Below are 25,941 nucleotides of genomic sequence, written 5' to 3'. Positions count from 1 at the left end.
TCAGCGCTCCGCGACCGCGCTGCCCACCGGCTCGGCCAGCAGCACGCCGGGTTCCGCGCGCAGCTGCTGCACCAGCGCGTGTGCCGGCATCGAGGCGCTCGATGCCGCCGGCATGGCGGGCGCCAGCAGCAGGCTGCTCGCGTCCTCGTCCGCGCCGACGATGCGCAGCCCGTGGTGCGCGAGCATCTGCCGCAGCCGGCCCATGTCGACCCGCTCTTCCGGCACCAGCCGCACGACCGCGCCGGAAGGCAGCGTCGACGGCTGGCTCAGCGTGACGTAGTCGGAGGCGGTCGCCTCGCCCGGCCAGATCCTCAGGCCGAGCACGCACAGCGCCACCGCCTGCACCGCCACCGCGGCGCTGAGCCAGCGCGTCAGGCGGCCGCCGTCATTGGCGGCCCGGCCCCGAGGCCCCTGGACCGGCATCGTGGGTCCGGCCTCCCGGTCGCGCGCCCAGAGGCGATCCAGGCCGGCCTGGATCGCGTCGGCGTCCGCCGTGGCGCCAGCGCTGCCCACGCCCGCGGGATCCTGCATCGCGGCGTGGATGCGCTGCTGCAGCGCGAGTTCGTCCCGGCAATGCGCGCAGTGCGGCAGGTGGGCCTGCACCTGGCGGTGCTGTTCCGGCGTGGCGGTGCCCGCGACGACCCAGGCGATCATGTCCCAGACCTGGCGGTGCTCGTTCGGTGTCACGTGGACCGGATCGGTGGTGGCCTTGCCGGCGTCGGAGGGGGTGTCGTGGGAACTCATGGCTGTCCTTCGGTGCCGCTGGCGGGACGGGGGAGGCCGCCCAGCTCGGGCAGCACGTTGCGCAGCCGGACCCGCGCGTGGAACATGCGCGCCTTCACGGTGCCGGTGGCGCAATTCATGATGCGGGCGATGTCCTCGCAGGTCTCGCCCAGGTAATACGCCAGCTCCATCGTCACCCGCTGCTCGGTCGGCAGCGTCGCCAGGCCGCGCATCACCCAGTCGCGCTGCTCGCGGTCGGCGGCCTCGTTGAAGGCGGGTTCGGCCGAGGCCAGTTCCGCTTCATGGACGGCGGAGGCATTGATCTCCTCGGCCGTCACGCCGTCGCGCAGCGCCTTGAGCATGCAGCGGTAGGCGATGCCATGGATCCAGGTCGAGACACGCGACTCGCCGCGGAAGTTGCCGGCGCTGCGCCACACGATCCAGAGCGCGTCGTTGACGACCTCGTCGGCCAGGTCGGGCCGGCCGCAGCAGCGCAGCACGAAGCGCGACAGGCGCGGCTGGCAATGCCGGTAGAGCTGCTCGAAGCCGGACCGGTCGCCGGCCGCGGCGGCCTGCAGCCAGGTGCGCAGACGCGACTCGAGGGCCGTGTCCGACTCATTGGGAACAGATGGAAACATGGGGCGACGAATTCTGCAGAAGTGTCGTTCATGGGTGCCACAATCGCCGCCGATGGTTGTCGAGCCCCCTAAAAATGTCGTCACCGCCCTGCTTGTCAGAGGGAGAACCCGGGTCTGGGACCGGCCGCTGGCGGTGGGAATCGCCGCGCTGGCCGCCGTCGCCACGGTGCCCGGCGCCGCCGATGCACAGACTTGGGGCGGCACGCTGTCGGTGGTGTCGGAGCGGGTCTCGCGCGGGCTGAGCCTGAGCGGCGACCATCCCGGCGCGACCGCCGACTTCTTCTACCGCGACGACCGCAACTGGGCCTTGGGCCTGGGCCTGGGTACGCTCAATCCCGACGGCGGCGCGACCGCCGAGGCCATCGTGTCGGCGACGCGCTGGTGGCAGGTCGACGACCACCGGACGCTGACCTTGTCCGGCGCCTATTACGACTACACCGGCCCCGGCGCGGGCCGCCTGCGCTACAGCGAAATCTCCATCGGCAGCCTCTGGGACGGCGGCGCCTGGGGCCAGTGGGGCGGCACGGTGTCGCTGTCGCCGGACCTGGCCGCGTCGTCCTCGCGGGGCTACGCGGTCGGCCATCCCGGCGCGACCATCGTCGAGCTGACCTGGCATCGGCGCCTGTGGGGCGCGCTCGCCGCCGACGTGGGCTGGGGCATAGTCAGCCCCTGGGGCGGCGAGGGCAGCTCCTACCGCTTCGCCAACGGCGGCCTGAGCTACACCGCCGGCGCCTGGCGCTTCACCGTGTCGCGGCTCTACAGCTCGGTGCCGCCCCAGCAGCGCTGGGTCGCCGGCGTGGCCTGGTCCTTCTGACCGCGGCCGCTCAGCCGGCCTGCTGCTCCAGGAAGCGCTGCGCGTCCAGCGCCGCCATGCAGCCGGTGCCGGCGCTGGTGATGGCCTGGCGGTAGACGTGGTCCTGCACGTCGCCGGCGGCAAAGACGCCGGGCACGCTGGTCATCGTGGCGAAACCTTCGGAGCCGCTGCGCGTCAGCACGTAGCCATCGCGCAGTTCGATCTGCCCCCGGAAGATCTCGGTGTTGGGCTTGTGGCCGATGGCGATGAAGCAGCCCTGCAGCTTGACGTCGGTGGTCGTGCCGTCCTGCGTGCTCTTGATGCGCACGCCGGTGACGCCGCTGGCGTCGCCCAGCACCTCGTCCAGCGTGTGGAACAGGTGCAGCTCGATCTTGCCGGCCTGGACCTTGTCCATCAGCTTGTCGACCAGGATGGGCTCGGCCCGGAACTTGTCGCGGCGGTGGATCAGGTGGACCTTGCTGGCGATGTTGGACAGGTACAGCGCTTCCTCGACCGCGGTGTTGCCGCCGCCGACCACGCAGACCTCCTGCTCGCGATAGAAGAAGCCGTCGCAGGTCGCGCAGGCGCTGACGCCGCGGCCCATGAAGGACTCTTCCGACGGCAGGCCCAGGTACTGCGCCGAGGCGCCCGTGGCCAGGATCACCGTGTCGGCGGTGTAGACGGCGCTGTCGCCGGTCAGCGTGAAGGGACGCTTGGAGAAGTCGACGCTGTTGATGTGGTCGAAGACGATCTCGGTCTGGAAGCGCTCGGCATGCTGCTGGAAGCGCTGCATCAGTTCGGGGCCTTGCACGCCCATCACGTCGGCGGGCCAGTTGTCGACCTCGGTGGTGGTCATCAACTGACCCCCTTGCGCCATGCCGGTGACCAGCAGCGGCTTGAGGTTGGCGCGGGCCGCGTAGAGGGCGGCGGTGTAGCCGGCGGGACCGGAGCCCAGGATGAGGAGGGCGGTGTGGCGGGTGGCGGTGCTCATGGGGTGTCCTGTCGATTCACAGCTTGGCGCGGTCCAGGCGCTGGGCGAATTCATCGGCCGGCAGGAAGCCGATCGTGCGCGCGGCGGCGAGCTCGCGGCCCTTGGCGTCGAAGAACAGGATCCCCGGCGGCCCGAACAGCTGGAAGCGCTTGAGCAGGGCCTTGGCGTCCGCGCTGTTGGCGGTGACGTCGGCCTGCAGCAGGCGCGCCTGGCGCAGCCGGGCGGCGATCGCGGGATCGGCGAAGGTCAGGTGCTCCATCTCCTTGCAGGCGACGCACCAGTCGGCATAGAAGTCCAGCATCACCGGCCGGTCCGTCGAGGCCAGCGCCGCGTCCAGCTGCGCGACGGTGGTGATGCGCTCGAACGTGGGCGTGGCGGCGGCGGCCTCCGCGCTGGCCATCGGCAGCGCGGACCCGGTGCCGCGTGCCAGGTGGCGCAGCGGCTGCAGCACGCTGTCGCCGCCCGAGAGCGCGCCGCCGATCATCGCGATGGACCACAGCGCCACCAGCGCACCGCCCGCCTTCAGCGCGCGCGGCTTGCCGGTCTCGAACGCGCCCAGGCAGATCGCCAGGATCAGCGCCGCGGCACCGATCAGGAACATCAGCGCGCCGGTCGGCAGCACCGGCGACACCAGCCACAGCGCGACCGCGATCAGCACGACGCCGAAGAAGGTCTTGACGTGCTCCATCCAGCGGCCGGCGCGCGGCAGCAGCGTGCCGGCGGACAGGCCCAGCAGCAGCAGCGGGACGCTCATGCCGCAGGCCAGCGCGAACAGCGCCGAGCCGCCCAGCACCACGTCGCGGGTCTGGCTGATGTAGACCAGCGCGCCGGCCAGCGGCGCCGCGACGCAGGGACCCACCAGCAGCGCCGACAGCCCGCCCATCAGGAACACGCCGACATGGCGGCCGCCCTTGAGCTGGTTGGACGCGTTGTTGACCTTGTCCTGGATGAAGCCGGGCATCTGGAATTCCCAGACGCCGAACATCGACAGCGCCAGCACCGACAGCAGCAGCGCGAAGGACCCCAGCACCCACGGGTTCTGCAGCGCGGCGGCGAAGCCCGAGCCCAGCAGCCCGGCGACGACACCGGCCGCGGTGTAGACCATCGCCATGCCCATCGAGTAGGCCAGCGCCAGCGTGAAGCCGCGGGCGCGCGAGACCGGCGCGCCCTGGCCGACGATGATCGACGACAGGATGGGCAGCATCGGCAGCACGCAGGGCGTGAAGGACAGCAGCAGCCCGCCGAGCAGGAACATGCCGATGACGCGCAACAGGCTGCCCGACTGCAGCGCGGCGGCGCTGCGGTCGACGGGCGCGTCCGCCGAGGCGGCTGCGGTGGCGGCAGCGGTAGCCGGTGCGGCTCCGGTCGCCGTCGTGGCGCCGGACGGTGCGGGCGACGCCGAAGCAGCGGGTGCGGCCGACGTGGAAGGCTCATCGACCGGCGCCGTCAGCGCATCGGGTTGCGACTCCCAGCGAGCCGTCACGGTGCCATCGCCGCCGCGCGTCAGGTGCACCAGCGCCTGCTGCGGCGGATAGCAGAGGCCGCGGTCGGCGCAGCCCTGGAAGCGCACCGTCAGCGACGCGGGCAGCGCGCCGGCGGGCAGCGGCTGTGCGATGCGGACCGCGCCGGCCCACAGCGTCATCGTCTTGTTGAAGTTGGGATCGAACTCGGCCTTGCCCTCGGGCAGGCGCGGCGCGGGCAGCGCCGTGCCCTCGGCCTCGATCGCGAAGCGCTCGCGGTAGAGGTGGTAGCCGGGAGGGACGTCGAACTGGACCAGCAGCGGGCCGCGTCCGGCGTCGTCGACGCGCGCCTGGCCGGGGAAGGCCTGCACGACGTCGAGGAAAGGCGGCTGATCGGTGGCGGCGCGGGCACTGCCCGGCGCGGCGAGGACCAGCGTGATCGCGGTCGCGGCGCCGGCGAGGAAGGAGGCGAGGAATCTCATGACGGCGTGGAGGAAGTGGTGGAAGGGAGGGAAGTGGCGTGCAGGGCCGGCGCGGACGCGTTCGATGGCGGCGTCGCCAGGCCCGCGGCCGGGGTGTGGAGGAGCTGCTCCGGATCGTGGGTGTGGCGGTGGCCGTCGGCATCGATCAGCAGGAAGCCCACGCCCGGCGTGCTCAGCCGCGTGGCGGCGGGCGCGCCGATCAGCATCGCCATCGTGGCCAGGGCGCCGGCGGCGATGCACAGCGGCGCGACCACGCTGACGGCCTGCCAGTGGCGCACCGGCTGGCCGGTGCGGGGGTCGAGGATGTGGCAGCAGCGCCGGCCGTCGGCGGCGATGAAGAAGCGCTCGTAGTCGCCGCTGGTGGCCAGGGCGCCGCTGCCCAGCGCGATGCGCGCGCAGACCTCGTGCTCGCGCCGCGGATGCCGGATGGCGAAGACCCAGGGCTGGCCGTCCGGACGCGGACCGAGCACGCGCAGGTCGCCGCCCAGGTTCACGAAGCCATGGCGGAAGCCGAGCTCGCGCAGCACCGCGACGGCGCGGTCGGCGGCGTATTCCTTGCCGATGCCGCCGAAGTCGATCTCCATGCCGGCCTGCGGCAGCGCGATGGCGCGGCCGTCCCACTGCACGCGATGCCAGCCGATGCGCGCGAGCTGCAGGGCCAGCGCGTCGGGCGAGGGCTCCCGGCCGGCCTTGAAGTCCCAGGCGCGGCGCAGGCACCCGCTGGTGAGGTCGAAGAGACCGTCGCTCTGGCGATGCAGCTCGGCGGCGAAGTCGAGCAGGTGGGCGGTCTCGGCGTCGACGGTCACGCCGCCGCGGCCCGCGCGCGCGTTGATCGCCGAGATCACGCTGTCGTCGCGGTAGCGCGAGTACTTGCGCTCGATGCGGCGGACCTCGGCCTCGGCGAAGGCGCAGGCGTCGGCGGCCTGCGCCGGCGGGACGCCGGCCAGCACGATCTCGTTGGGCGAGGCCATCGCCGTGAAGGCGTGGCGATGCTCCCGTTCGGCGGGACCGTCCGGCGGCAGGGGAGCCGCCGGGGCAGCCGCCGAGGGCGGCGAGGTCGTGGCGTCGCGCAGCATCGTCGTGGCCTCAGAACTTGTGCGAGAGGCCGATCTGCAGCCAGTCGGCCTGGAAGCGGTCCAGACCCGGCGAGCCGCTGCCGCCCAGGCGCCAGGCGGCGCGCTGCTCGTAGTGCTCGAGGCTGAAATCGGCGGTCCAGCGCGGCGCGAACTCGTAGGCGACCTTGAGCCCGGCGGTGATCGCGCCGAAGGCCGACAGGCGCTGGTCGCCGGACAGGTACTGCGGCGAGGTGGCGGTGTAGCCGGGCGGGAAGGGCGCGCCGAGTGCGGGGTCGTAGACCGGGTCGTAATAGAACTTGGCCGCGCGCTGCGTCGTGTAGCGCAGCATCGGCGTCAGCGTCCAGCCGCCAGCGAGCGGCTGCACCCAGGCGGTCTCGACCGTGTTGGCGCGCACGCCGAAGCTGTCGGCGTAATAGCGCCAGCTGCTGCGCAGCGTCGCGCGCCAGTCGCTGAAGTGATGGTTCCAGCGCGCCATCACCGTGTACTGCTCGCGCCGGTCCGGGCGGCGGTCCGGGAACTTGTAGGGGTCCGAGTACATGCCGTGGCCCCAGCTCGCGCCCAGGCTCAGCTGCACCAGGTCCACCGCGGTCCAGGCCTGGGTCACGCCGGCGGTCAGCTGCGTGGTGTTGCGGCCGCGGCTGAGCGTCGGGTCGTTGGAGGAGCCGATCCAGTCGTCGCCGAAGGCGGCGCCGATGTTCCAGGTGGTGTTGTTGTCCTCGCTGGAGCGCCGGTAGTCGGCCGAGACCGTGCGCGAGCGGTAGTCGTGCTCGGTCGAGTAGGCCGCGCCGACGGACCACGCGTCGCGGTCGTTGTAGCGCGTGACGCGGATGTCGCCGGCCTTGCGTTCCTCGTCCAGCCGCGAGGCGCCCGAGACGGCGCTGTGGAAGCGCGGCGAGGCACCGGAGACGCTGTCGGTCACCAGCGAGCCCTCGACCGACCAGCGGCCGGCCACCGGCACCATCAGGTAGACCGACGGCGCGGTCACCTTGATGCGGTCGAAGCCGGGCTGGCGGTCGCGGTAGGACAGCAGCTTGACGGCGACCTCGGCCTGTTCGGGCGCGGTCTCGGCCAGCGCCGCTGGCTGCAGCCCCGGCAGCAGCAGCGCCGCGGCGAGCACGCCGCCCCAGGCGCCGGCGCGGGCCGCGGTCGTGTCGGCAGCGGGGCCGCCGGCATCGCGCGTCGCGGGCGCGTCGACGGCTCCCGCAGCAGGGACGCGTTCGAACTCAATTGCAGCCACAACCGCCTCCTCCCACGCCATTGCCGCCGGAGGCGTTTTCCTTGCTGGTGTAGATGTGCTGGGCGAAACGGTCGCCGAGCACGTCGCCGCCCATCGTCATCTCGGGGCGGGCGAGCGCGCCCTTCTCCCAGGGCTTGGGGGGCTGGATCGCGCAGCCGGTGGTCGCGAACGCGAGCAGCGTCGCGCCGGCGACCAGGGCGGCCGTCGCGAGCGGGGCGCGGCGGCGAGGCGTCGGAGGCAGGGACATCGTGGGACTCCAGGGTGAAAGCAAGGGGGAGCGGCGGAGCGCGGGTGGCCGCGCCGGTGGGTGTCGGGACGCGGCGCCGGGTGCGCCATCGCGCGCTCAGGACGCTCGGGAAGCTCGGGCGCTCAGGGCGGCATTCATGGCGCTCAGGGCGCTTTGGCCGCCTTCAATGCGGCGGCGATGCGGGCCTCGAGCTCGGCCTTGTCCTCGGCGCGGAAGCCGGCGTGCTCCATCAGCACGCGGCCGTCGGGGCCCAGCACCACCGAGCTCGGCATCGCCCGCACGCCGACGCGCTGCGCGGAACCGCCCTTCGGATCGAAGGCCAGCGCGACCTTGGCGGGCACCTCCTTGAGGAAGGCCTGGGCGTCGTCGCGGCGGGCGTCGAGGTTGACCGCCACGATGCGCAGGCCCTGCGCGCCGTACTTGGCCTGCATCTCGTTCATCCAGGGGAAGGACTCGCGGCAGGGGCCGCACCACGAGGCCCAGAAGTCGACGTAGGTGAGCTTGGCCTTGCCGTCGTACAGCGGCACCGGCGCGCCGTCGGCGCCGGGGACGCTCGCGACCGGCAGCGCCTGGCCGACATCGGCGGCGTGGACCGGCGACAGCGTCATGAAGAGCGCGGCGCCGAGCGAGGCGATCGCGGTGAGGGCGCGCGACGACGCGCCGCGGCGCGCGGCATCGTGGGAGGAAGTTGGGCGAGTGGACATCGGGGCTCCAGGGCGTTGAGGGTGGGAGATCGCGGCCGTGTTCAGCGGCGTGCGCGACGGCGCCACAGGATCAGTCCGGACAGTCCGGCCATCAGCAGCAGCAGCGGATCCGCCGCGCCGGTGCCGGCGCCGATCGTGCAACCGCCGCCGCCGCTGTTGGACATCGCCGTGTTGCCGGCCGAGCCGCTGAGCGCGACGGTGGCCGTGGCGGGCGACATGTCGCCCTGCAGCGTCAGCGTGGCGGTGTCGGTGGCCGCGGCGTCGGAGGCCGCCGCGCCCGCGCCGAGCCAGCGCACGGTCACCTGGCAGTTCGCGCCGGGCGCGACGGTGAACGGTGCCGCGCCGCAGCTGCCGGTGCCGCTCGTGTCGATCGAGAAACGCGCCGTGCTGATCGCCAGCGAGGCGATGTGCAGCGCCGCGTTGCCGCTGTTGGTCAGCGTCAGCGGACGGCCGGCGGTGTCGGCCGCGCTCAGGTCGATCGAGGTCGCCGAGAGCTGCAGCGCCGGTTGCGGCGCGCCTTGGCCGGTGCCGCTGAGCGCCAGCGCGGCGGGCAGCGTGGCGTTGTCGGCGACGACGTTGGCCGTGGCGGCGCGGGCACCGACGGCGCGCGGGCTGAAGCCGATCGCCAGGTCGCAGCTCGCGCCCACCGCCAGCGAAGCGCCGGCGACGCAGGTGGAGGCCGTGTCGACGCGGTAGTCCGCGGCGGCGGCGCCGGCCAGGCTGAAGCTGCCCAGCGTCGCGGCGGCGGTGCCGGTGTTGCTCAGCGTGAAGTGCTTGAGGCCGCCGTCGGCGCCGACGGTGACGGTGCCGAAGTCGGCGCCGGCCGCCGGGCTCCAGCCCAGGATCGCCGTGTTGGCGAGCGCGCCGGTGCCGGCCAGCGCCACGCTCTGCGGCGAGCCGGCGGCGTTGCTGGTCAGGCTCAGCGCGCCGGTGGCCGCGCCGGCGGCGGTCGGCGTGAAGGTGACCGACACGGTGCAGGTGCCGGCGGCGGGAATGCTGGCGCCGCAGGTGTGGGTGGCCGCGAACGGACCGCTGGCCGCGATCGCGCTGAAGCTCAGCGCGGCGCTGCCGGTGTTGGTGACGGTGAGGGTCTGCGCGGCGGTCGTGGTGCCGACCGTGGCCGTGCCGAAGCTCAGCGAGCTGGCCGAGAGGCTGGACACCGGCGCGGCGGCGATCTGGCCGGTGCCGCTCAGCGCGAGGTTCACGTTGGCGGCGGCGCCGCCGGCGGCCGGCGCGGTGGCGGCCACGGCGATCGAGGCGGAACGGGCGCCCGCGGCGGCCGGCGAGAAGGTCGCGGTGACGGTGCAGGTCGCGCCGACGGCCAGCGGCGTGCCGACGGCGCAGCTGCCGCCGCGGGTGAAGTCGCCGGCGTTGGCGCCGCTGACGCCGATGCTGCCGAAGTCCAGCGAGGCGGTGCCGGTGTTGGTCAGCGTGACGGTACGCGCGGCGGAGGCGACGCCCACGGTCTGCGTGCCGAAGTCCACGCTGCTGGCGTCGGCGGACAGGCCGGCCTGCAGCGCGCCGTTGGCGGTGCCGCTGAGCGCGATCGGGATCGCCGTCGAGATGCCGTTGTGGGTGATCGTCAAGGCGCCGCTGCGCGCGCCGGCGGCGGTCGGCTTGAAGACGACGCCGACGGTGCAGCTGGTGCCGGCGGGGACGCTGGTGCCGCAGCTGCCGCCCTGGACGGCGAAGTCGCCGCTGGCGACGGCGGTGAGGCTGCTCAGCGCGGCCAGGCGGCTGGCGCTGATGGTGACGGTGGAGACGGCGCTGGTCTGGCCGACGGTGGTCTGCGCGAAGCTGATCGAGGCCGGCGAGTTGCCCAGGTAGGCGGCGATGTCGGCCAGGTCCGTGGCGCTGACGTTGCCCGAGACGGCCGCGGTCATCGCCGGGATGGTGTTGATCGCGTTCTGGATCATCGCGGGGTTGTTGCGCCCGCGGTCGACCACGGCGGTGGAGGCCACGGTGTGGCAGGCCGCGCAGACCTGCGAGAACCGGGTCTGGCCGGCGACCGGGTCGGCGGCGAACGCGGGCGCCGCCAGCAGCGCGGCGGCGATGGCGGCGAGCGTGGAGAGCGCGGCGGAAGCCGGGGAAGCGGCGACAGCGGAGCGTGCGCCGGGGAGGGCGCGGGAGCGGGGCAGGGTCATCATGGCGCGAGCCTCGTCAGGAGGTGGAGAGAAGCGGAAGGACCACGGGCGCCGCAAGCAGCAGCCAGCAGGCGTTGAAGAGCAGGTGCCAGGCGATGCAGCGTGGCAGCGAGCGATGGCGGCGATAGCCGTGGCCGATCCACCAGGCCGGTGCGGCGGTGGCCAGCGCGAGCAGCAGCGCGGGGAGCGTGGGCCAGGGGCCGGGCGCCGCGGCGACGAGCAGCGCGAGCGCGTGCGCGGCGCCGAAGGCGAGCGCCGTCAGCGTGACCGCGTGACGGCGTGCCGCCAGGGCGCGGGAGTTGGCGAGCAAGTCCTGCAGGCCGAGCCGGAAGACGATCTCCTCCAGACACGGCGCCAGCAGCAGCTGCCGCAGCAGCGTCTCCCAGGGGGGCAGTGCGAGGAGGAAGGTCGGCATGGACACAGGCGGAAGTCGGTGACGTTCTGCGTGTGTTCCGGGGGGCTCGAAAAAGGTTGTCGTAAAAAAATGAATCAGACGGCCGAGCACCGCCATGGGGGCGACGCCCGCGCTGGACGCGTCACCCGCCGTGTCGCAGCGCCTCGTCGCCCATGCGGTCCGCTTCGGCCTCCAGGCCGGCGTCGTCGTTGATGTCGACGCCGGCCATCTGCATCGTCGGCTGCACGCGGCCCTCGCGCTGCTGCACGACGTGCCAGGCCTCGTGCGGCAGGTGATGGTCCTGGCCGGGGCCGAGGTGGATGTCGTTGCCCTGCGCGTAGGCCAGTGCGTTGAGCTGCGCCGGTTGGGCCGAGTTGCGATGCACCCGCACGTCCGACAGGTCGGTGCCGGACAGCGCTTCGATGCCGGCCTTGAGCCCGTCCGGCATGCCGGTGCGGTTCTCCTGCCGCTGCACCGGCGCGGCCTTCGCCTGCGCGGTGCCCGCTTCGTCTTCCTCCAGCGCGTCGGTCGCGCGCTGCGCCACCGGCCCGAAGGTCGCGTCGATCCGCTGGCGCTGCGCCAGTTGCCGGGGCGATGCGTCGATGGCCTCCGACAGCTCGCCGCCCTCCATTCCGGCGCGCCGCTGCGCCGTCGTCGTCGCCGCGGGCACCTGCTCCCGCGTGCCGCTGTCCGTGGTCGAGTCCTTCATCGTCTGCTCCCCATGAGGTGATCGATGCGCCGCCGGACGGCGCGCCTGGCGTGGCCGGCGTTTCCCGTGTTTCCCGTGTTTCCCGCGCTGCCGGCGCCCGCGGTGTCCGTCGCGCTCACGGCGGCTCCACCCGCGGCTTGAAGGTGACGACGAGTCCGCCCACCACCAGGATGAGGATGATCGCGACCAGCAGCGTGTTGCCCTTGCGCAGCTCGTTGAGCGACGGGTCGCAGGAGAAGATCGCGAAGGCCACCGCCAGCGTGGCGATCGCGCCGGCCCACAGCCCCATCAGGATGACGCGGCCCATCCGTCGCACCCGGCAGTTCCAGCCGTAGACCAGCAGCGCCGTGCCGACCAGCACCATCAGCGCCTCCAGCGCCAGCCGCAGCGGCATGCGCATCGGGCAGACGATGCGGCAGAAGCTGGTGTCCTGGTCCAGGAAGGACCAGAAGCGATGGTCCAGCGCCGTCAGCACGCTCTCCCCCGCGCCCAGGCCCGCCACCGGCAGCGGCCACAGCGCGACGCCGCCGAAGGACCAGCCGATGTAGACCAGGTCGCGGTCCAGCGACTCCTGCTCCTCTGGCGCCAGGGCCTCGGGCTTGCCGCCCGGGTGCAGCAGCACCGGCACCACGCTGCCCAGCACCGCCATGCGGTCCTGGCCGGCCAGCTCGTCGTTGAAGTCGGTGCGCGAGCGCAGCTGCATCTTGCCGATGTCGGAGCCGGTGCCCAGTGGCGCGAGGAAACTCACCGTGATGTCGCTGGTGCCGACGTAGTCCGGCGAGGACTTGTAGGTCGCCGCCGCCGCGCTGCGTTCCTTGCGGCCGCTGTCGTCGCCGACGCCGCGCTGGCGCTCCGCCGCCTTCATGATGGCCAGCAGGTTCCTGAAGCGGAACGCGGTCGACGTCTCCCCCAGCAGGTGCTGCGGAATCACCAGGTTGAGGTGGAAGGCGCGCGTGCTACGGGCCTGCATCGTCTCGGTCAGGCGATGCAGGTAGGCGAGCAGGAACTGCTCGAAGCGCGGGTCCGCGGCCTCGTCGTCGGTGGGTTCGAAGAACACGGTCAGGCCGTCGTAGACATGCGCCTCCTCGCGCCAGCCCGGCGGCAGCAGCGCCTCCAGCCCACCCTGCAGGTCGCCGTGGCGCAGGTCCAGCATCTCGCCGACCTGCGCCGCGGTGGTGTCCAGCACCGTCTTGCGCTCCTCGTCGGTGAGGCGCATCAGCGCGCGGAAGTCGCGGCGGTAGAGCACCAGGTCCAGGCCGACGCCATGCTCGTCCACCCGCCGCGCGAAGCCGCCGCCGGGGCTATCCCAGCCCGCCGGCCGCAGGTACTCGCCGTTGTTGCGCAGCAGGACGCCCATGTACTGCAGCCGGGTGAACTTGTCGAAGCGCACCGGGATGGGCGCGTCGGTCTCGCCGCCCATCCAGTAGGGCAGGAAGCCGAAGACGTCGTTCTCGATGTCCTGCAGGCTGCAGCCGCAGCCATCGGGCTTGAGCCGCAGCGGCCGCGCCTGCGACAGCGGATGCTCGGTGCCGGCGACGTCGGTGATCTCCTCCAGCAGATGCGGCGGCATCAGCATGTCCAGGAAGGTCATCACCGGCAGGCTGCCGGGGGCGAGCGCCGAGTTGGGCATGGTGGGCGAGGTGGGCTTGGCCGCCTTCGTCGCCTTCACCGTGGCGGCACTGCCGCTCGCCGCGAGGTGCGGTCGATCGGTCTCGGCGAGGTCCTCCCGGCGCGGGCAGCGACGGATCGCGTCCTTGTGCTGCTCCAGGGCCAGCGCGTTGACGTGGCGCAGGAAGTATTCGCACTGCCGCGCCCGCAGCGAGTCCTGGAACACCGCGCGCGTCGGATGCTCGACGTCCTGCAGCGGCGTCAGCATCTCGCGCAGCTGGTCCAGCGTCGGGCCGAGCACCGGCGGCTTCACCGCCAGCGGGCGGGGCGCGGAGGCCTCGTTCTCGACGGTGGTCCCGTCGGTGGCGTCGGCCGCGTTGGCGGCATTGGCCGCGGTCATCAGCGATTCGCCCATCGAGGCCTCGGCGTTCTTGAAGATCGTCTCCAGCTTCGCGGCCGTCAGCACATAGGTCATCGGCAGCGGCGGATCGCGCGGCACGGTGAGGTTGGTCTGGTCCTCGGTCACCGACTTCAGCGTGTTGTCCGGCCGGCTCTTGGCAGGACGCGCCGCAGCGGCCGCCGGCTTGGTCGCCGGTGGTGCGGCAGGCGTCGCCGCGGCCGGCTTCGGATCGACGACACGCAGCACGTACATCGCCTGGTCCAGGTGCGGCGGTCGCGAGGCATCGCGCACCGTCAGCAGGAAGCGGAAGGTGCCGGTGGCGGTGGGCGTGCCGGCCAGCACGCCGTCCTCCTCCAGGAACATGCCCGGCGGCAGCGCGCCGTCCACGCTGAAGCGATAGGGCGCGCGGCCGCCGCGCACCACGTCGCGGGCCTTGTAGGGCTGGTGGAGCCGGGCGTTGGGCAGCGGCACGGTCTGGTAGACCAGCCACATCAGGTCGTCGCGAGCGGGCGCCGAGGCCACCGCCGGGCTCGGCGCCGAGGCCTTCGCCGCTGGCGCTTCGGGCACGGCCGTCGCCGTCCAGGGGCGCTCGGGCCGCTCGGGCAGCGGCCGCGGCGTCGCGACGTAGAGCGTCGCGTCGGAGGTGCCGGAGGTTGTTGATGCCGCTGTCGATGCCGTTGATGCCATAGGTGCCATCGATCCCGGCGGCGCGGCGGGCTTGGCCATGTAGACCGATGAGCCCTTGCCACCGGCCTTGTCGGCGGCGGCCGACGCCGGCGTCGCGGAGGCCGACCCACCGGCCGGTGCCTGCGCCGCCGCGTGCAGGATCACGAGCCCCGCCGCGAGCAGCGAGCCGCCGACGAACCAGCGCAGCCGCGCGCAATGGCGGCAGCCCGCGCCCGCGGCCGGCGCGGCGCGTGTCGCGTCGACCGCCGCGTCGACCCTCGCGCCGAGGCCCGCATCACCGGCGGCGTCGACCCATTCATCGGTCGCGCGCCACGCGCGCGGGAGTCGCGGGATTCTGAAGAAGGAGCGTGTCCCCATGGCGGCTACACCGTGCGTCCTTCCTTGCGCAGTTCCTTGGCGATGCCCTTGCGCAGGTCGGCGGCCAGGATGCGTTCGCGTCCCGCCTGCATCGCGTTGATCGCGCCGAAGCGCACCACGTTGGCGATCGCGCCGCCGGCCAGTTCATGCCGCTCGGCGAGCTCACGCAGGTCCACCTCGGCGTCCAGCCGGCCGGTGTGCCGCACCATGCCTTCCCACAGCCGCAGCCGCTGCTCGGCATCGGGCATCGGGAAGTACACCGCCGACTGGAAGCGCCGCGCGAAGGCGTCGTCGATGTTGCCCTTGAGGTTGCTGGCCAGGATCACCGTCCCGGGGAAGTCCTCCACCCGCTGCAGCAGGTAGGAGACCTCCTGGTTGGCGTGGCGGTCGTTGCTGCTGGAGGTCGCGGTCCGCTTGCCGAAGAGCGCGTCGGCCTCGTCGAAGAACAGGATCCAGCGCCGGTGCTGCGCCTGGTCGAAGACCTGGGCCAGGTTCTTCTCCGTCTCGCCGATGTACTTGGACACCACCATCGACAGGTCGATGCGGTAGACGTCCGCCTGCACCTGCCGGCCGATCAGCGTCGCCGTCAGCGTCTTGCCGGTGCCGGGCGGCCCGAAGAACAGGCAGCGGTAGCCGGGCTTGAGCGACTTCTCCAGGCGCCAGTCGCGCATCAGCGCCTCGCCGTGGCGGGCCCAGGTCGTGATGGCCTGCACCTCGTCCATCACCTCGGCGTCCAGCACCAGGTCGTCCCAGTCCAGCCGCGTCTCGATCAGCTTGGCGGGGAACTGCGCGCTGTAGTCGGGCTTGCGCGCCTCGCCGGTGCACAGCAGGTCCAGCGTGTCGGCGCCGGCCACCAGCGCCGCGCCGTACCACGGCTCGCCCGGCGACTCGTGCACCAGCCTCACCAGGCCCAGCCGGCGCAGCGGCGCGGCCTCGTCCAGCATGCGGCGCAACTCGAAGCGCCGCGCCAGGTCCTCGCCGGCGACCAGGAAGGCCGCCGTCTCCACCGTCGGCAGAAAGCCGCCGTGGTGCCGTCCCTTCCAGCCGCCGAATTCGCAGAAGCCGCGGTCCAGGTTGCGGTTGCTGACGAACAGCAGGTCCAGCAGCTGTGGCCGCAGGTGCGGCGCCAGCGCCAGCGCCAGGACCAGCCGCTCCGCCGGCCCGAGCCCGCCCTGGCGGATCAGGCGCGCGAGGTCGTGGTCGTCGGCCGCGCCGTCGCGGGGCAGGGCGGGAGGATCGGGCAAGGGCGCCATCGCGGCGGTCGCAGCGGTCGTGCCGCTCGCGGCGGTCGGGAGCAGCGTCGCGCCCGCCGCCTCCTCGTGGCCGAAATGCCCGGCCAGCCGCAGCTGCAGCGCGCGGTCCAGCCAGCGCAGCTCGGCCTCCAGGGCCCGCGCGTTGATGGCCGCGCGTGGCGAGGGGTCAGCGCCAGTCCACATGAATCACCCTTTCCATCCACGGATGCCGCAGCGTCGCGTAACCCCATGGCAGTTGATCGATCAGCATGTCGAAGGGCCCGGGCTCGACCGCGAGCTGCCAGGCGTCGTCGCGGCGCTCCAGGCGCGCGGCGCGGCGCAGGAAGGTGTCGCGCAGCCCGGCCGGCGAGGTCGACTCCAGGATCCGCCAGTGCTGGATCACCGCGCCGAGCAGGCCGTCGATCGCCGTGCGCTCGGGCTCGGTGAGCGTGATCTCGCGCGGCAACGGCGCGTCCAGCGGGACGCCGCACAGCAGCTTGTTGAGCACCAGCGCCGGCTCTGGCGCCGCGGCCTCGCCGGTGGCGAGCGCCTGCAGCAGCAGCGAGGCGCGGGCGGCGGCCTCGGGCCCGGTGAAGGCCCGGTCGTCGGCCAGTGTCAGCATCGAGAACAGCCGCGGCAGGTAAGGCGACAGCAGCACGAGTCCGGCGTTGTCGACGGCGATCACTTCCGGCAGCGGCTCGGCGGTGGCGGTCGCGGGGGAGGCGGCTTGAGTCGCCGTCCCGGACGCACCGGCCGTGGCCGTGGTCGCGGGCGGCGCGGCCTTGCGCCAGGGCAGGCGCAGCGCGCCGAGTGCCGCGGCGAGCACCGCGGTGGCCTGGCGCACGACGCGGTCGTACCAGCGCGCCGGCGGCTCGGCGCCGGCATGGCGCGTCAGGTCCTCGCGCACCTGCGTCTCGTAGCGGATCGCGTCGAAGCTCGCGGACGAATGCCGGGCGGCGTGGCCCAGCGTCGCCTGCCACAGACGACGCCGCCGAGCCGCGACGACCGTCGCCGTGGCGGTCGCTGTCGTCGTCGCCCCGGCCGCCATCGTCCCGGGCGCGTTGCTCGCACCTGTCGCGCTCGACGCGCTTGCGGCCATGGACATCGCTGCCGTGTCGCCAGCCGCCACGGCGGCGATCCAGTCGGTGACGGCGCGCACTTCGGGCTCGGTCATCCACAGGGCGAGCAGTCGCGGCAGCAGTGCTTCCGGCAGCGCCTGCGACAGGCGCTCGCGCAGCGTCACCGTCTCGGCTGCGCGCTGCAATGTCGCGCGCAGCCAGTCCCGGTCCTCGCGCAGCAGCGGTGCCCAGGCATGGGCGACGCTCTGCAGCGGATCGGCGCTGGCCGCGGCGTTGCCGTCCGTGTCGAGCGCCGCGAGCAACTGGGCCCGCAGCAGCATCAGCGCCGCCGGGCGCGGCGCGACCGCATGGTCCATCGCCTGGCCGAGCACCGATTCCCACAGCGCGGCGAGCGTGCGCGGCGCGCGGCCGTCGCGACGCGCCTGGGCGACTATGGCCAGCAGCCGCGCCGCGGCGGCGGGCTCGCCGGGCATGCAGGCGTGGACCAGCGCGGCCAGCGTGTCCTCGTCGAATTGCGCGGCCAGTCGCCGCAGCAGCGCGGCGCGGTCCGGCGCGGCGCGCAGTCCCGCAGCGAGGGCGGCCGGGTCCTCGCGCAGCGCGTCGCGCATCAGCGCGGCGGGGTCGTCGCCGCGGCCCTGCCAGGGCAGGCGGCCGTGGCGCAGGAAGTGCAGCAGCGCGTCCAGCCGCGCCTGGGGCCGCGTGCGGACCCGCAGACCGGTCGCGCGGCCGCTGGCGCTGACGCCGCCCGGTGCGCGGAGCTCCTCCAGCACGCGGCGCAGGCGCTCGCGCAGCAGGCGCGGTGCCTCGGCCTCCCAGTCGGCGGCGGGCAACTCGCCCAGGTCGATCTCCAGTTCATCCAGCCGCCATTGCTCGTCTGGCGGGCAGCAGGCATCGAACACCTCGTCGATCACGCGCAGCAACGGTCCCTGGGCGCAGGCGACCAGGCGGGCCTCCGCGTCGCCGGGCGCGATGCCCGCGCCGAAGCCCGCGTCGACGGTCAGGCGCTCGACGAGGTGCGCAGTGGGAGCGGTCGAGTCACGCATGGCCTTGCACCACCGGTCCGTCGCCGTCACTGTCGCCGCTGCCGCTGCCGCTGCCGCTGCCGCTGCCGCTGCGGCCGTCTCGGCCGCTAGTGCTATTGCTACTGCTACTGCCGTTGCCGTTGCCGTTGCCGCGCGCGGTGGCTGCTTTTTCATCGGGCGGCAGCGGCAGGCACTCGATCACGCGGCAGGCCGCCTCGTCCGCGAGCGCCTGCGCCGATGCCGCGTCCGGCGACGCGACCCAGGCCATGCGCGCCTCCAGCCAGGCGGCATGCGCCTCCTCGAAGCGCTGCATCGGCGCCGCGTCAAGCCACAGGCAGCGCAGCGTCAGGTGAGCGGGGCAGCTGATGCGCAAGGTCTCCTCCGCGAAGTTCCGGAACGCCGGCTGCGAGCAGCGCTGCGTCCAGCCGGGCAGCACCACCGTCACGCGCAGCCGGTGGAAGTCCTCCGGCAGGTCCAGCCGCGCATGAGCCGAGCCGCCCGGCCGCGTCGGTCGCAGCAGCAGGTGCTCGACCACGTGCAGGCCTTCGCTCTCTTGGTCCAGGTGGCGCAGGTACAGGCGCAGGCTGGCCGCGCCGCGTCGCGCGGCGTCGGCGTCCGGAAACTCGCCCAGCAACCACCAGCGGCCGTGCTCGTCAGGACCCAGCGCGAGCCGACGCGGACCATGCTCGCCGCTGCCGCTGCCGCTGCCGCTGCCGCTGCCGCTGCCGCTGCCGCCGACACCGCCGACACCGCCGACACCGCCGCTCGTTCCCGTCAGCAGGCGGTAGCGCGCGCCGTGCTGCCCGGCGCGCAGCAGGCCGGCCGGCAGCGGCAGCCGCAGCCAGGGCATGCGCTGCAGGTCCGCCAGCACCTGCGTCCGGTCGGCCGGTTGCACCGCCTGGCCGGCCGCCGGCGCCAGGCGCACCGCGTCGTCGTCTGGATCGAGCAGCCAGGGCTGGTGCGCCGGCCCCGGATGCTCGACGAGCGTGAAGCGCTGCTCGCGCAGCACGCGCGTCAGCGGCCGGTCGTGCCACAGGCGGAAACCCAGCAGCAGGCTGGCCCGGCGCTGCAGGCCGCCGCAGTTGTCCGGCGCGTCCCAGGACGGACGCCCCGGGTCGAACCCGCCGGCGCGGTCGCGCGTCAGCGTCACGATGTCGCGCAGCCAGGTGGCCTTGTTCTCGAGCAGCAGCGTCTCCGCCTCCTCGGGCCCGAGGTGGCCCAGGAACTGCCGCATCGAGTTCTGCGTGTAGGTCTCGCCATGCAGCGCGAGCAGGTGGTCCAGCGCCCGGTTCTTGCGCTTCGCGGAGCGGTCGAAGGGCCGGTAGACCGTGTCCATCACCGCCTGCGGCGGCTGCCGGTAGAGCCGGTCGATCGCCGGCACCGCGTCCGGTCCGATCAGCTGCGACCACAGCCCCTGGCGCGCGCCCGGTGCCACCGAGAACAGCGCCCGCAGGTGCTGCAGCTGGGCCAGGCCCTGCGCGATCGCCTGCTCCTGCATCACCAGGTAGGCCTTGAGCTGCTTGGCCCGCGCCTGCCGCTGCGGCGGCGCGGAGGCCGGGACGCCGTAGCGGCCCAGGCCGTAGATCGCCGGCAGGTGGTCCTGCACCGACACATAGGTGTCCAGCCGCCGGTGCACGCCCAGCGGCAGCAGCGCCGCCGCGCGCGCCGCATGCCCGGCCTGGCCGCGCGCCTGGTGCGCCCGGCCGGCGGCGCGCAGGTCCTCCAGCCGCCGGCGCAGGTCGTTCCAGGCCACCGGCACCGCATTGCCGCGCCGGCGCACGGTGATCGTCGAGGGCTGGTCGCGGTCGGGCAGCCGCAGCGCCAGCGCCCAGTCCTCGCCGCGCCACTCGACCGAGCCGGCCGTCGCCTCGCGCCCTTCGGCGCGCAGCGCGATCACGCGCGCGTCGACCACGCCCGGCACCGCCAGCACGACGGCGGTGAGGTCGGACAGGAACAGCCGCTCGGCCGCGTGGCCGGCCTCGGAGGGCGGCGCGTCCTCGATGAAGCCGTGGCGCGGCGCAGGACCGGTGTAGATGTCCTCCAGCGACCGGCCCTCGCGCAGCAGCTCGTCCAGCGTGCGCGAGACGGCGGCCCGTGCGATGTGGCGCGCGCAGCGGTCGTAGACCTCGGCCAGGATGTCCACGCCGTCGCGCGGCCCGGCGATGTCGATGTCGGCATGCAGCTCGCAGGGCACGTCGCGCAGGCGCACGATGTCCGGCGCCAGGTCCTCGCCCAGGTTGCGACGGGCGAAGTAGGCCGCGCGCGCCGCCGCGATGCGATCCGCGGCCGGCGACGGCGCCGCGCCGGGCGCGCCGCCGCCGTCCTGCGACAGCTTCAGCCGCAGCCGGTAGAGCCCGCTGTCCGCGTCCGGCATCAGCGTCGCGTCGTCCAGCCCGGGCACGGCGTCGAGCAGGTGGCGCCGATGGTCCGCCGGCGTCGTCGGCCGGCAGGGAAAGACCTCGGCCGGCGGATGCAGCGACAGGCCGGCGTAGTCGATCGTGCCGTCGGGCCCGGTCAGGTGGTCGGCCACCGGGAAGCCGGCGCGGTAGACCAGGTCGGTGAGGCCGAAGCACAGCTGCTCCAGCAGCGTGATGCCGGGGTCGTGGAGGTTGTGGTCGGTCCACACGCCGCCGCCGAGCGCCTGCAGCCACTCCAGGCCGCGGGCGCGCAGGCCGTCGAAGCCGAGCTCGCGCTCCTCGCCGGTCGGCGGCGAGAGCCGGACCGGCATCTCCGGCACGGCGGGATTGGCCACCGGCCCCGGCAGGTCGGACGGAAAGACCGGGTGCTTGCGCATCGCGGTGCCGCTGCTCATGGCGTGCCTCCGGCCATCTCGGGGTCGAACCACAGCTGCGTCACCGCGGCCTGGATCAGCTTGTCCTCGCCGTAGTCGCACTGCGTGCGGATCTGCAGCCGGTAGCTGGCGCGCCGGCCGTGGTCGCCGGCCCAGCGCAGCTGCAGCCGGTCGCAGCGGCGGCCGTACCACGCGTGCTGGCTGCGGATGCGCTTGCGCGGCGAGAGGAACTCCAGCCAGCCCGGCAGCGGGTTGTAGGTGTTCATCGCGATCGCATGCAGCATCGCGAAGCGGCCGCCGTCCTTCTGCCCGACGCCGGCCATCACCTCGAAGGCCTGGCACCCGCCCAGCGGGCCGGTCAGGTCGTGCCACTCGCCGTCCGCCTTGAGCGGCTGGCCCTTCTGGTCGGCGCGCCGCAGGTCGCCCAGCCGCCCGGACGAGGCCACCACGCCGGCCACCTCCAGCGTCTGGCGCGGCCGCGCCGTGCCGATGCCGACGCGGCCCGCGGTGTCCAGCGCCAGCACCGGCGCCTGCGCCGCGGCGGCGCGCGCGTCACCGTGATGGAACATCAGCTGGTCGCTGTCGCCGCCGTAGTTCATCGACCAGATCGCCTCGCGGCCGCTCTGCTCGCGGTAGAAGCTCAGCAGCGCGTCGTGGCTGACCGGCGCCGAGACCTCCAGGCCGTTCTCCGGCGTCTTGCGGAAACCCTCGTCGCTCATGTTGAGCATCGAGTCGATGAGGTCGCCGAAGTGGTCGCTGGTGGGCAGCCGGCCCTCCTGGAAGAACTGCTTCAGCGTGTCGCGGTTGCGGGTCGTCATGGCGCGCCCCTGCCGATCACGAAGGCGGGGCCGGCCGGAACGCCCGAGGCATCCTGTGCGGCCGGTCCGCCGATGACGAAGGTGCTGCCGACCGCCAGCCGGTCCACGCCGGTGGCGCTGGGCGCCACCGTCTGCGGAAAGCGGTCGACCGCGGTGAGGATGTGCTGCGGCATCGGCAGCGCGATGCTCCACGGCAGCCGCGCGTGCGCATGGGCCGCGCCGATGGCGGGCGGCTGGTCGGGCAGGTCGGCGACCATCTCCGCGCGCGCGGTGTCGGCCAGCGTGTAGACGCCGTGGTCGTCGCAGGCCACGGTGATCAGCGACAAGCGCGTCACGAAGCTCACGCCCTCCAGCCCGCGCAGCCGCGCCTCCAGGTCCTCGCTGCGCACCAGCCAGTCGAAGCGCGGCCCGTAGCCGTCGTCGAACCAGGGCGAGAGGAACTCGACGATCTCCTGGTTGACGCGGCGCAGCGTGGCGCCTTCGTGCGCGCCGCGCGCCAGGCCGATGGTGGCGCGCAACTGCAGCCGGTCGTAGGCCGGGTTGCGCACCTGGAAGCGCGCGAAGGGCGAGCCGATCTCGCGCAGCGCGCTGGCCATGCGGGCCAGCTCGATCGCGTTGAAGCGCGGCGCCGCGCAGGCGAGGGCGGGCAGGTTGCGCGGCAGCGTCGGGAGGACCACCGCCGTGACGCCGCCGCTGCCGTCATTTGCTGGCAGGCATCGGACCTTGAGCACCTCGGGGAAGCGCGACAGCAGCAGTCGCTCGACGTCCCAGCCCAGCGAGGCGCGACCCTTGTGCTGCAGGCGCTCGCCGGCGCGGGTGATCAGCGCGCGCTCGTCCTCCGCGGCGCGCAGCCCGAAGGAGCGCCCCACCTGCGCGACCGACGCCAGCCCGGCCAGCGTCGCGGTGGGGCGGGTGATGACGCCGTCCACCAGCGGCTGCGGCGGCGCGGCCGGCGCGCCGGTGGCGCGCGGCGGGGCGCCCGCGTCGCCGGGCAGTTCGCGACGCAGGCGCAGACCCTGCGTGCGCACCGAGACCAGGCCGCCGAAGCCGTCGAAGTCGCTCGTCGCCGACAGCCGCAGCCAGTACAACCCGGCCGGCATCACGGTGTGGGTGGTGCTCATGTCGCGCGGCAGGTCCAGCGTGACGATGCCGGAGGTCAGGCCGCCGTGCGTGGTGTCGCCCAGCACGCGGGTCGGTGGCAGCGGGCGCCAGTCGTCGTCGGCCAGCGTCCACCACTGCAGCGCGCGCGGACGGGCGCCGTTGAGGGGGCCGCGCGCGGAGGACTCGCGCAGCTGGAACAGCAGCGTCAGCACGCCGCCCGGGTCCGAGCCGCTCAGTCCGAGGTAGAGGTTGCCGTCGGCGCCCAGCCGCGGCAGCAGCCCGTGTCCGCCGCCGGAGACGGCCGAGAGCAGCGTCTGCAGGCCGAAGGGATGCAGGTGGAAGAGGCGCTCGCCGTCGACGCCCTCGGGCGGGTCGTCGTCGCGGTCCAGTGCGATGACGCTGGCCGCCTCGTAGTTCAGCGAGAGCCGCTCGATCACCGGCGTGTAGGGCGGATTCGGCAGCGGACGCGGCCGCCGCGTGCGCGCGTTGGCCGCCACCGTCGCGCCGAGCTCGATCGGGTAGGCGGTGTGGCCGAAGGCGGCGCGCGGGCCGCTGAGCTGCAGCCGGCACAGGCCGTTGCGCGGCATCGCCATCGTCGACCAGTCCTCCTCGGTGGCGCGGCTGAGCTTGCGCACCGAGCCCGGATCGAGCTCGATGTGCTGCGTCGCGATCAGCTCGCTGGCGGCATTGGTGCCGGCGAACAGCGGCTGTCGGGCGGAGCGGTTGGCGCAGTCCTGCCACTGGCCGTCGCGCAGCCAGGCGATCTCGACGCTGAATTGGCCCTGCCGCAGCTCCTTGCCGGCCGGGCCGGCGTAGCCGGCGTAGTGGGTGTCGAAACCGCCCGGCTCGTTGGGCAGGCCGCCCCATTCGAGGTCCAGCGAGAGGTGGTCCAGGGTCTTGCGCGCGGCCTCGGGCGAGCCGACGACCAGGTAGGACGACAGGCCCGGCAGCGGGCCGAAGGGCGCGAAGGCCTTCGAGGGATCCAGCCGGCCGAGGTTGTTGGCCAGCCGCACGTCGCGCACGCCGCGCGCCTTCACCCGCAGGTCGACCTCGGCCAGCGGCAGCCGGGCCAGCAGCGAGTAGGGATAGAGCCGCGCCTGCGTGGCCAGCTCCAGGCGCAGCACCGGCAGCCGCGTGGGCCATTCGGCGCCATGCACCACCGGGTCGCAGCCGGTCACCGGCGGCGCGTCGGCGCGCAGCCGGATGAACAGCGACAGGCCGGCGCCGGCGGCGCGTTCGAGCCGCGCCTCGACGGCGTGCCAGCCCGACGGCGTGCTCAGGCTGACGCGGAAGGCGCCCTGCAGCAGCCGGTCGAAGACCAGCGCGCGATGAGGCCGGCCGGGACCGTTGAACAGCGCCGGCAGGCCGTTGCCGGTCAGGCGATGCGCGGTATGGCGCAGCGCAGTCCAGTCGGCCTCCGACAGGTCGTCGACGTCCATCTCGATGCCGCTCACGCCCGTACCGGTCGTGGCGCTCGCGCTGCTCGCGCTGGCCGCCGGGCTGTCCGCGCCGTCGGCCAGCAGCCATTGCGGCAGCAGGTCGCCGAAGGCGTCGCGGAAGGCCGACGCCGACTCGGCCCGCAGCGCCGCGTCGCGCAGGCCGCGCAGGTCCGGCGCGGCGCCGGAGGAGGTCTGGCGCAGGATCACGCGGATCTCGCGATCGCCCTCGCGCAGCGCCAGCAGCGGCGACGCCACCGCCAGCCCGATGCGCGCGTCCTCCGCGCCCGCGCCGCCGGCGGCGCCGAAGAGCGGCCAGACGGTGCGGCCGTCCGCGACCGGGCGCGCCACCTTCGCGCGGGTGACGTAATGGAGGTCGCGCTCCGGCGCGATCAGCGGATCCCGCTCCAGCCGCAGCGTGCACAGCGCGGCCACCCGCGTGTCGGTGACGGCGATCGGCGCCTCGCTGACGAAACGCACCGGCCGGCCCGCCGCATCCTTGCCGGCCTCGAAGGCGGTGCCGGTGGGCAGCGTCAGGTCGCCCGGCGCGCGCGGGTCGCGCTGGCAGGCCAGGTGGACGCGGTCGGCGTGCGCCGGCGCCGGGCCGAAGCCCAGGCAATCGCGGTAGTAGAAGGCGGTGTGGCGCGCCGGCAGGCGGTTGACCTCGCGCTGCGCGGTCTCGCAGACCTTCAGGAAGGCGATCAGCATGGCCGCCGCCGGCTCGTGGTTGGCGGTGGCCATGCTGTCGGGCAGCAGCTCGCGCGCCAGCCGCCGGACCTCCTCGACCGCGCTGAGGAAGGCGAAGAAGCGCTCCCGCAGCCGCTCGCGGTCCTCGCGCTCGGCGGCGGCATCGGCCGCCGGCTCCTCGCCGATCGTGCGATGCCACATCCGCGACAGGTCGCGCTCCACCGGCCCGGTCGGCCGGCTCGCGGCCGCCTCGTCGCCGCGCCGCAGGAAACGACGCTCCACCCAGCGCAGGTCGGCGGCGAGCTGCTGCTCCACCAGCTGCTGGATGCGCTCGCGCAGCACGCGCGGCGCGTCGTCATGGATGCCGGCGAGCGCGCGCCACCAGTGGTCCAGCCGCGCCGCCAGGCCCAGCACCTGGCGCGCCAGCAGCTCCAGCGGCGCCGAGTCCGCGTCGCGCCCGAACTGCTGCTGCAGCGGCCAGGGATCGAGCGCCGCGATGCCCGCCATCACCAGCGTCGGGTCGGTGGCGAAGAGCCCGCGCCAGTCCCCGTCCTCCTGGTCGTCGAGGTCGATGAAGCGCAGCTGCTCCGCGAGCCGCGCCATCATGTCCACGCGCTGCTCGAAGCTCAGGTCGTCCGGCCGGAAGTAGCCGGGCTCCAGGGCCATCGGGAAGCGCTCGCGCTGTTCGGTGCCGGTCGTCATGCGGGTTCGCTCCCCAGCACCTCGCCCTCGCGCAGGTAGAGCGGAAACACGAGGTTGTGGCGGCTGTTGCTGCTGCGCAGCGTGTAGTCCAGCCGGATGCGCAGCACGCCGTCGTACAGGCCCGAGGTGTCGATGTCGACCGCGTTCAGCGCGATGCGGGCCTCGAAGAACAGGATGGCCTTCTCGATCAGGCTGCGGATCTCGGTGAGCGTGCTGTCGTTCATCGTCTCGAAGACCATGCGCCGCAGGCCGCAGCCGTAGCTCGGATGCATGACGCGCTCGCCCGGCGTGGTGGTCAGCAGGATGCGCAGGCTCTCCTCGACGTCGGCCACGCCGGAGACCATCACCGCGCCGCGGGTGCGCCGGTCGAAGGCCGGCGGGAAGGCCCAGCCGGTGCCGAGGAAGTCGAGTTCGCCGTCCATG

The 25,941-nt window shown here is 73.8% G+C and carries 19 protein-coding genes; 1 reads left to right on the top strand and 18 read right to left on the bottom strand.

What is annotated here, in order from left to right; genetic code table 11:
* Together FHT37_RS07930 and FHT37_RS07925 are read right to left on the bottom strand one after the other, a co-directional pair.
* A complete protein-coding gene (locus FHT37_RS07930) occupies positions 1–744 on the bottom strand; it encodes a zf-HC2 domain-containing protein (protein WP_183480030.1) in 744 nt (247 codons plus the stop codon).
* Positions 741–1,361, bottom strand: coding sequence for an RNA polymerase sigma factor (locus FHT37_RS07925; RefSeq protein ID WP_091733763.1), 621 nt, complete (start codon positions 1,359–1,361; stop codon positions 741–743). The genes FHT37_RS07930 and FHT37_RS07925 overlap by 4 nt, the downstream gene beginning before the upstream one ends.
* A gap of 52 nt (positions 1,362–1,413) precedes the next feature.
* Here FHT37_RS07925 and FHT37_RS07920 point away from each other — a divergent pair, with 52 nt between their 5' ends.
* Complete coding sequence (locus FHT37_RS07920; RefSeq protein ID WP_183480028.1) at positions 1,414–2,175, top strand: hypothetical protein; 762 nt, start codon at positions 1,414–1,416, stop codon at positions 2,173–2,175.
* Positions 2,176–2,185: 10 nt separating this feature from the next.
* Here FHT37_RS07920 and trxB read toward each other — a convergent pair whose 3' ends face one another.
* The 16 genes from trxB to FHT37_RS07840 form a co-directional block, all read right to left on the bottom strand.
* Positions 2,186–3,145, bottom strand: coding sequence for a thioredoxin-disulfide reductase (gene trxB, locus FHT37_RS07915; RefSeq protein WP_183480026.1), 960 nt, complete (start codon positions 3,143–3,145; stop codon positions 2,186–2,188).
* Positions 3,146–3,161: 16 nt separating this feature from the next.
* Complete coding sequence (gene dsbD / locus FHT37_RS07910) at positions 3,162–5,087, bottom strand: protein-disulfide reductase DsbD (protein ID WP_183480024.1); 1,926 nt, start codon at positions 5,085–5,087, stop codon at positions 3,162–3,164.
* Entirely contained in the window at positions 5,084–6,163 is a 1,080-nt protein-coding gene (locus FHT37_RS07905; RefSeq protein WP_183480022.1) for an FAD:protein FMN transferase, read from the bottom strand. Before FHT37_RS07905 ends, dsbD begins: the two co-directional genes overlap by 4 nt.
* A gap of 10 nt (positions 6,164–6,173) precedes the next feature.
* The gene (locus FHT37_RS07900) at positions 6,174–7,400 is read right to left on the bottom strand and encodes a DUF3570 domain-containing protein (RefSeq protein ID WP_310739724.1); all 1,227 of its coding nucleotides are present in this window, start codon (positions 7,398–7,400) and stop codon (positions 6,174–6,176) included.
* Positions 7,387–7,647, bottom strand: a complete 261-nt coding sequence (locus FHT37_RS07895) for a DUF4266 domain-containing protein (protein WP_091734254.1) — start codon at positions 7,645–7,647, stop codon at positions 7,387–7,389. The genes FHT37_RS07900 and FHT37_RS07895 overlap by 14 nt, the downstream gene beginning before the upstream one ends.
* A gap of 143 nt (positions 7,648–7,790) precedes the next feature.
* Positions 7,791–8,351: a TlpA disulfide reductase family protein gene (locus FHT37_RS07890; RefSeq protein ID WP_255489517.1), complete on the bottom strand. Its 561-nt coding sequence runs from the start codon at positions 8,349–8,351 to the stop codon at positions 7,791–7,793.
* A gap of 41 nt (positions 8,352–8,392) precedes the next feature.
* The gene (locus FHT37_RS07885) at positions 8,393–10,498 is read right to left on the bottom strand and encodes a choice-of-anchor D domain-containing protein (RefSeq protein WP_183480018.1); all 2,106 of its coding nucleotides are present in this window, start codon (positions 10,496–10,498) and stop codon (positions 8,393–8,395) included.
* A gap of 13 nt (positions 10,499–10,511) precedes the next feature.
* The gene (locus FHT37_RS07880; RefSeq protein ID WP_183480016.1) at positions 10,512–10,910 is read right to left on the bottom strand and encodes a type II CAAX prenyl endopeptidase Rce1 family protein; all 399 of its coding nucleotides are present in this window, start codon (positions 10,908–10,910) and stop codon (positions 10,512–10,514) included.
* Positions 10,911–11,031: 121 nt separating this feature from the next.
* On the bottom strand, positions 11,032–11,598 hold the full coding sequence (locus FHT37_RS07875; RefSeq protein WP_183480014.1) for a DUF4157 domain-containing protein: 567 nt from the start codon (positions 11,596–11,598) through the stop codon (positions 11,032–11,034).
* Between the two features lie 115 nt (positions 11,599–11,713).
* A complete protein-coding gene (locus tag FHT37_RS07870; RefSeq protein WP_183480012.1) occupies positions 11,714–14,650 on the bottom strand; it encodes a putative Ig domain-containing protein in 2,937 nt (978 codons plus the stop codon).
* Between the two features lie 5 nt (positions 14,651–14,655).
* On the bottom strand, positions 14,656–16,086 hold the full coding sequence (locus FHT37_RS07865; protein ID WP_183480010.1) for an ATP-binding protein: 1,431 nt from the start codon (positions 16,084–16,086) through the stop codon (positions 14,656–14,658).
* Positions 16,070–18,004 (bottom strand): contractile injection system tape measure protein, encoded by a 1,935-nt coding sequence (locus tag FHT37_RS07860; protein WP_183480008.1) that lies wholly within the window; start codon positions 18,002–18,004, stop codon positions 16,070–16,072. The genes FHT37_RS07865 and FHT37_RS07860 overlap by 17 nt, the downstream gene beginning before the upstream one ends.
* On the bottom strand, positions 17,997–20,795 hold the full coding sequence (locus FHT37_RS07855; RefSeq protein ID WP_183480006.1) for a hypothetical protein: 2,799 nt from the start codon (positions 20,793–20,795) through the stop codon (positions 17,997–17,999). Before FHT37_RS07855 ends, FHT37_RS07860 begins: the two co-directional genes overlap by 8 nt.
* Positions 20,792–21,592, bottom strand: a complete 801-nt coding sequence (locus FHT37_RS07850; protein ID WP_091734240.1) for a hypothetical protein — start codon at positions 21,590–21,592, stop codon at positions 20,792–20,794. Before FHT37_RS07850 ends, FHT37_RS07855 begins: the two co-directional genes overlap by 4 nt.
* Complete coding sequence (locus FHT37_RS07845) at positions 21,589–25,518, bottom strand: hypothetical protein (protein WP_183480004.1); 3,930 nt, start codon at positions 25,516–25,518, stop codon at positions 21,589–21,591. Before FHT37_RS07845 ends, FHT37_RS07850 begins: the two co-directional genes overlap by 4 nt.
* Positions 25,515–25,940 (bottom strand): GPW/gp25 family protein, encoded by a 426-nt coding sequence (locus FHT37_RS07840; RefSeq protein WP_091734236.1) that lies wholly within the window; start codon positions 25,938–25,940, stop codon positions 25,515–25,517. Before FHT37_RS07840 ends, FHT37_RS07845 begins: the two co-directional genes overlap by 4 nt.
* Position 25,941 lies beyond the last annotated feature (1 nt).

This window comes from Mitsuaria sp. BK037 (assembly GCF_014193045.1).
Classification (GTDB): domain Bacteria; phylum Pseudomonadota; class Gammaproteobacteria; order Burkholderiales; family Burkholderiaceae_C; genus Roseateles.
This window is presented reverse-complemented; position numbering and strand designations above follow the sequence as displayed.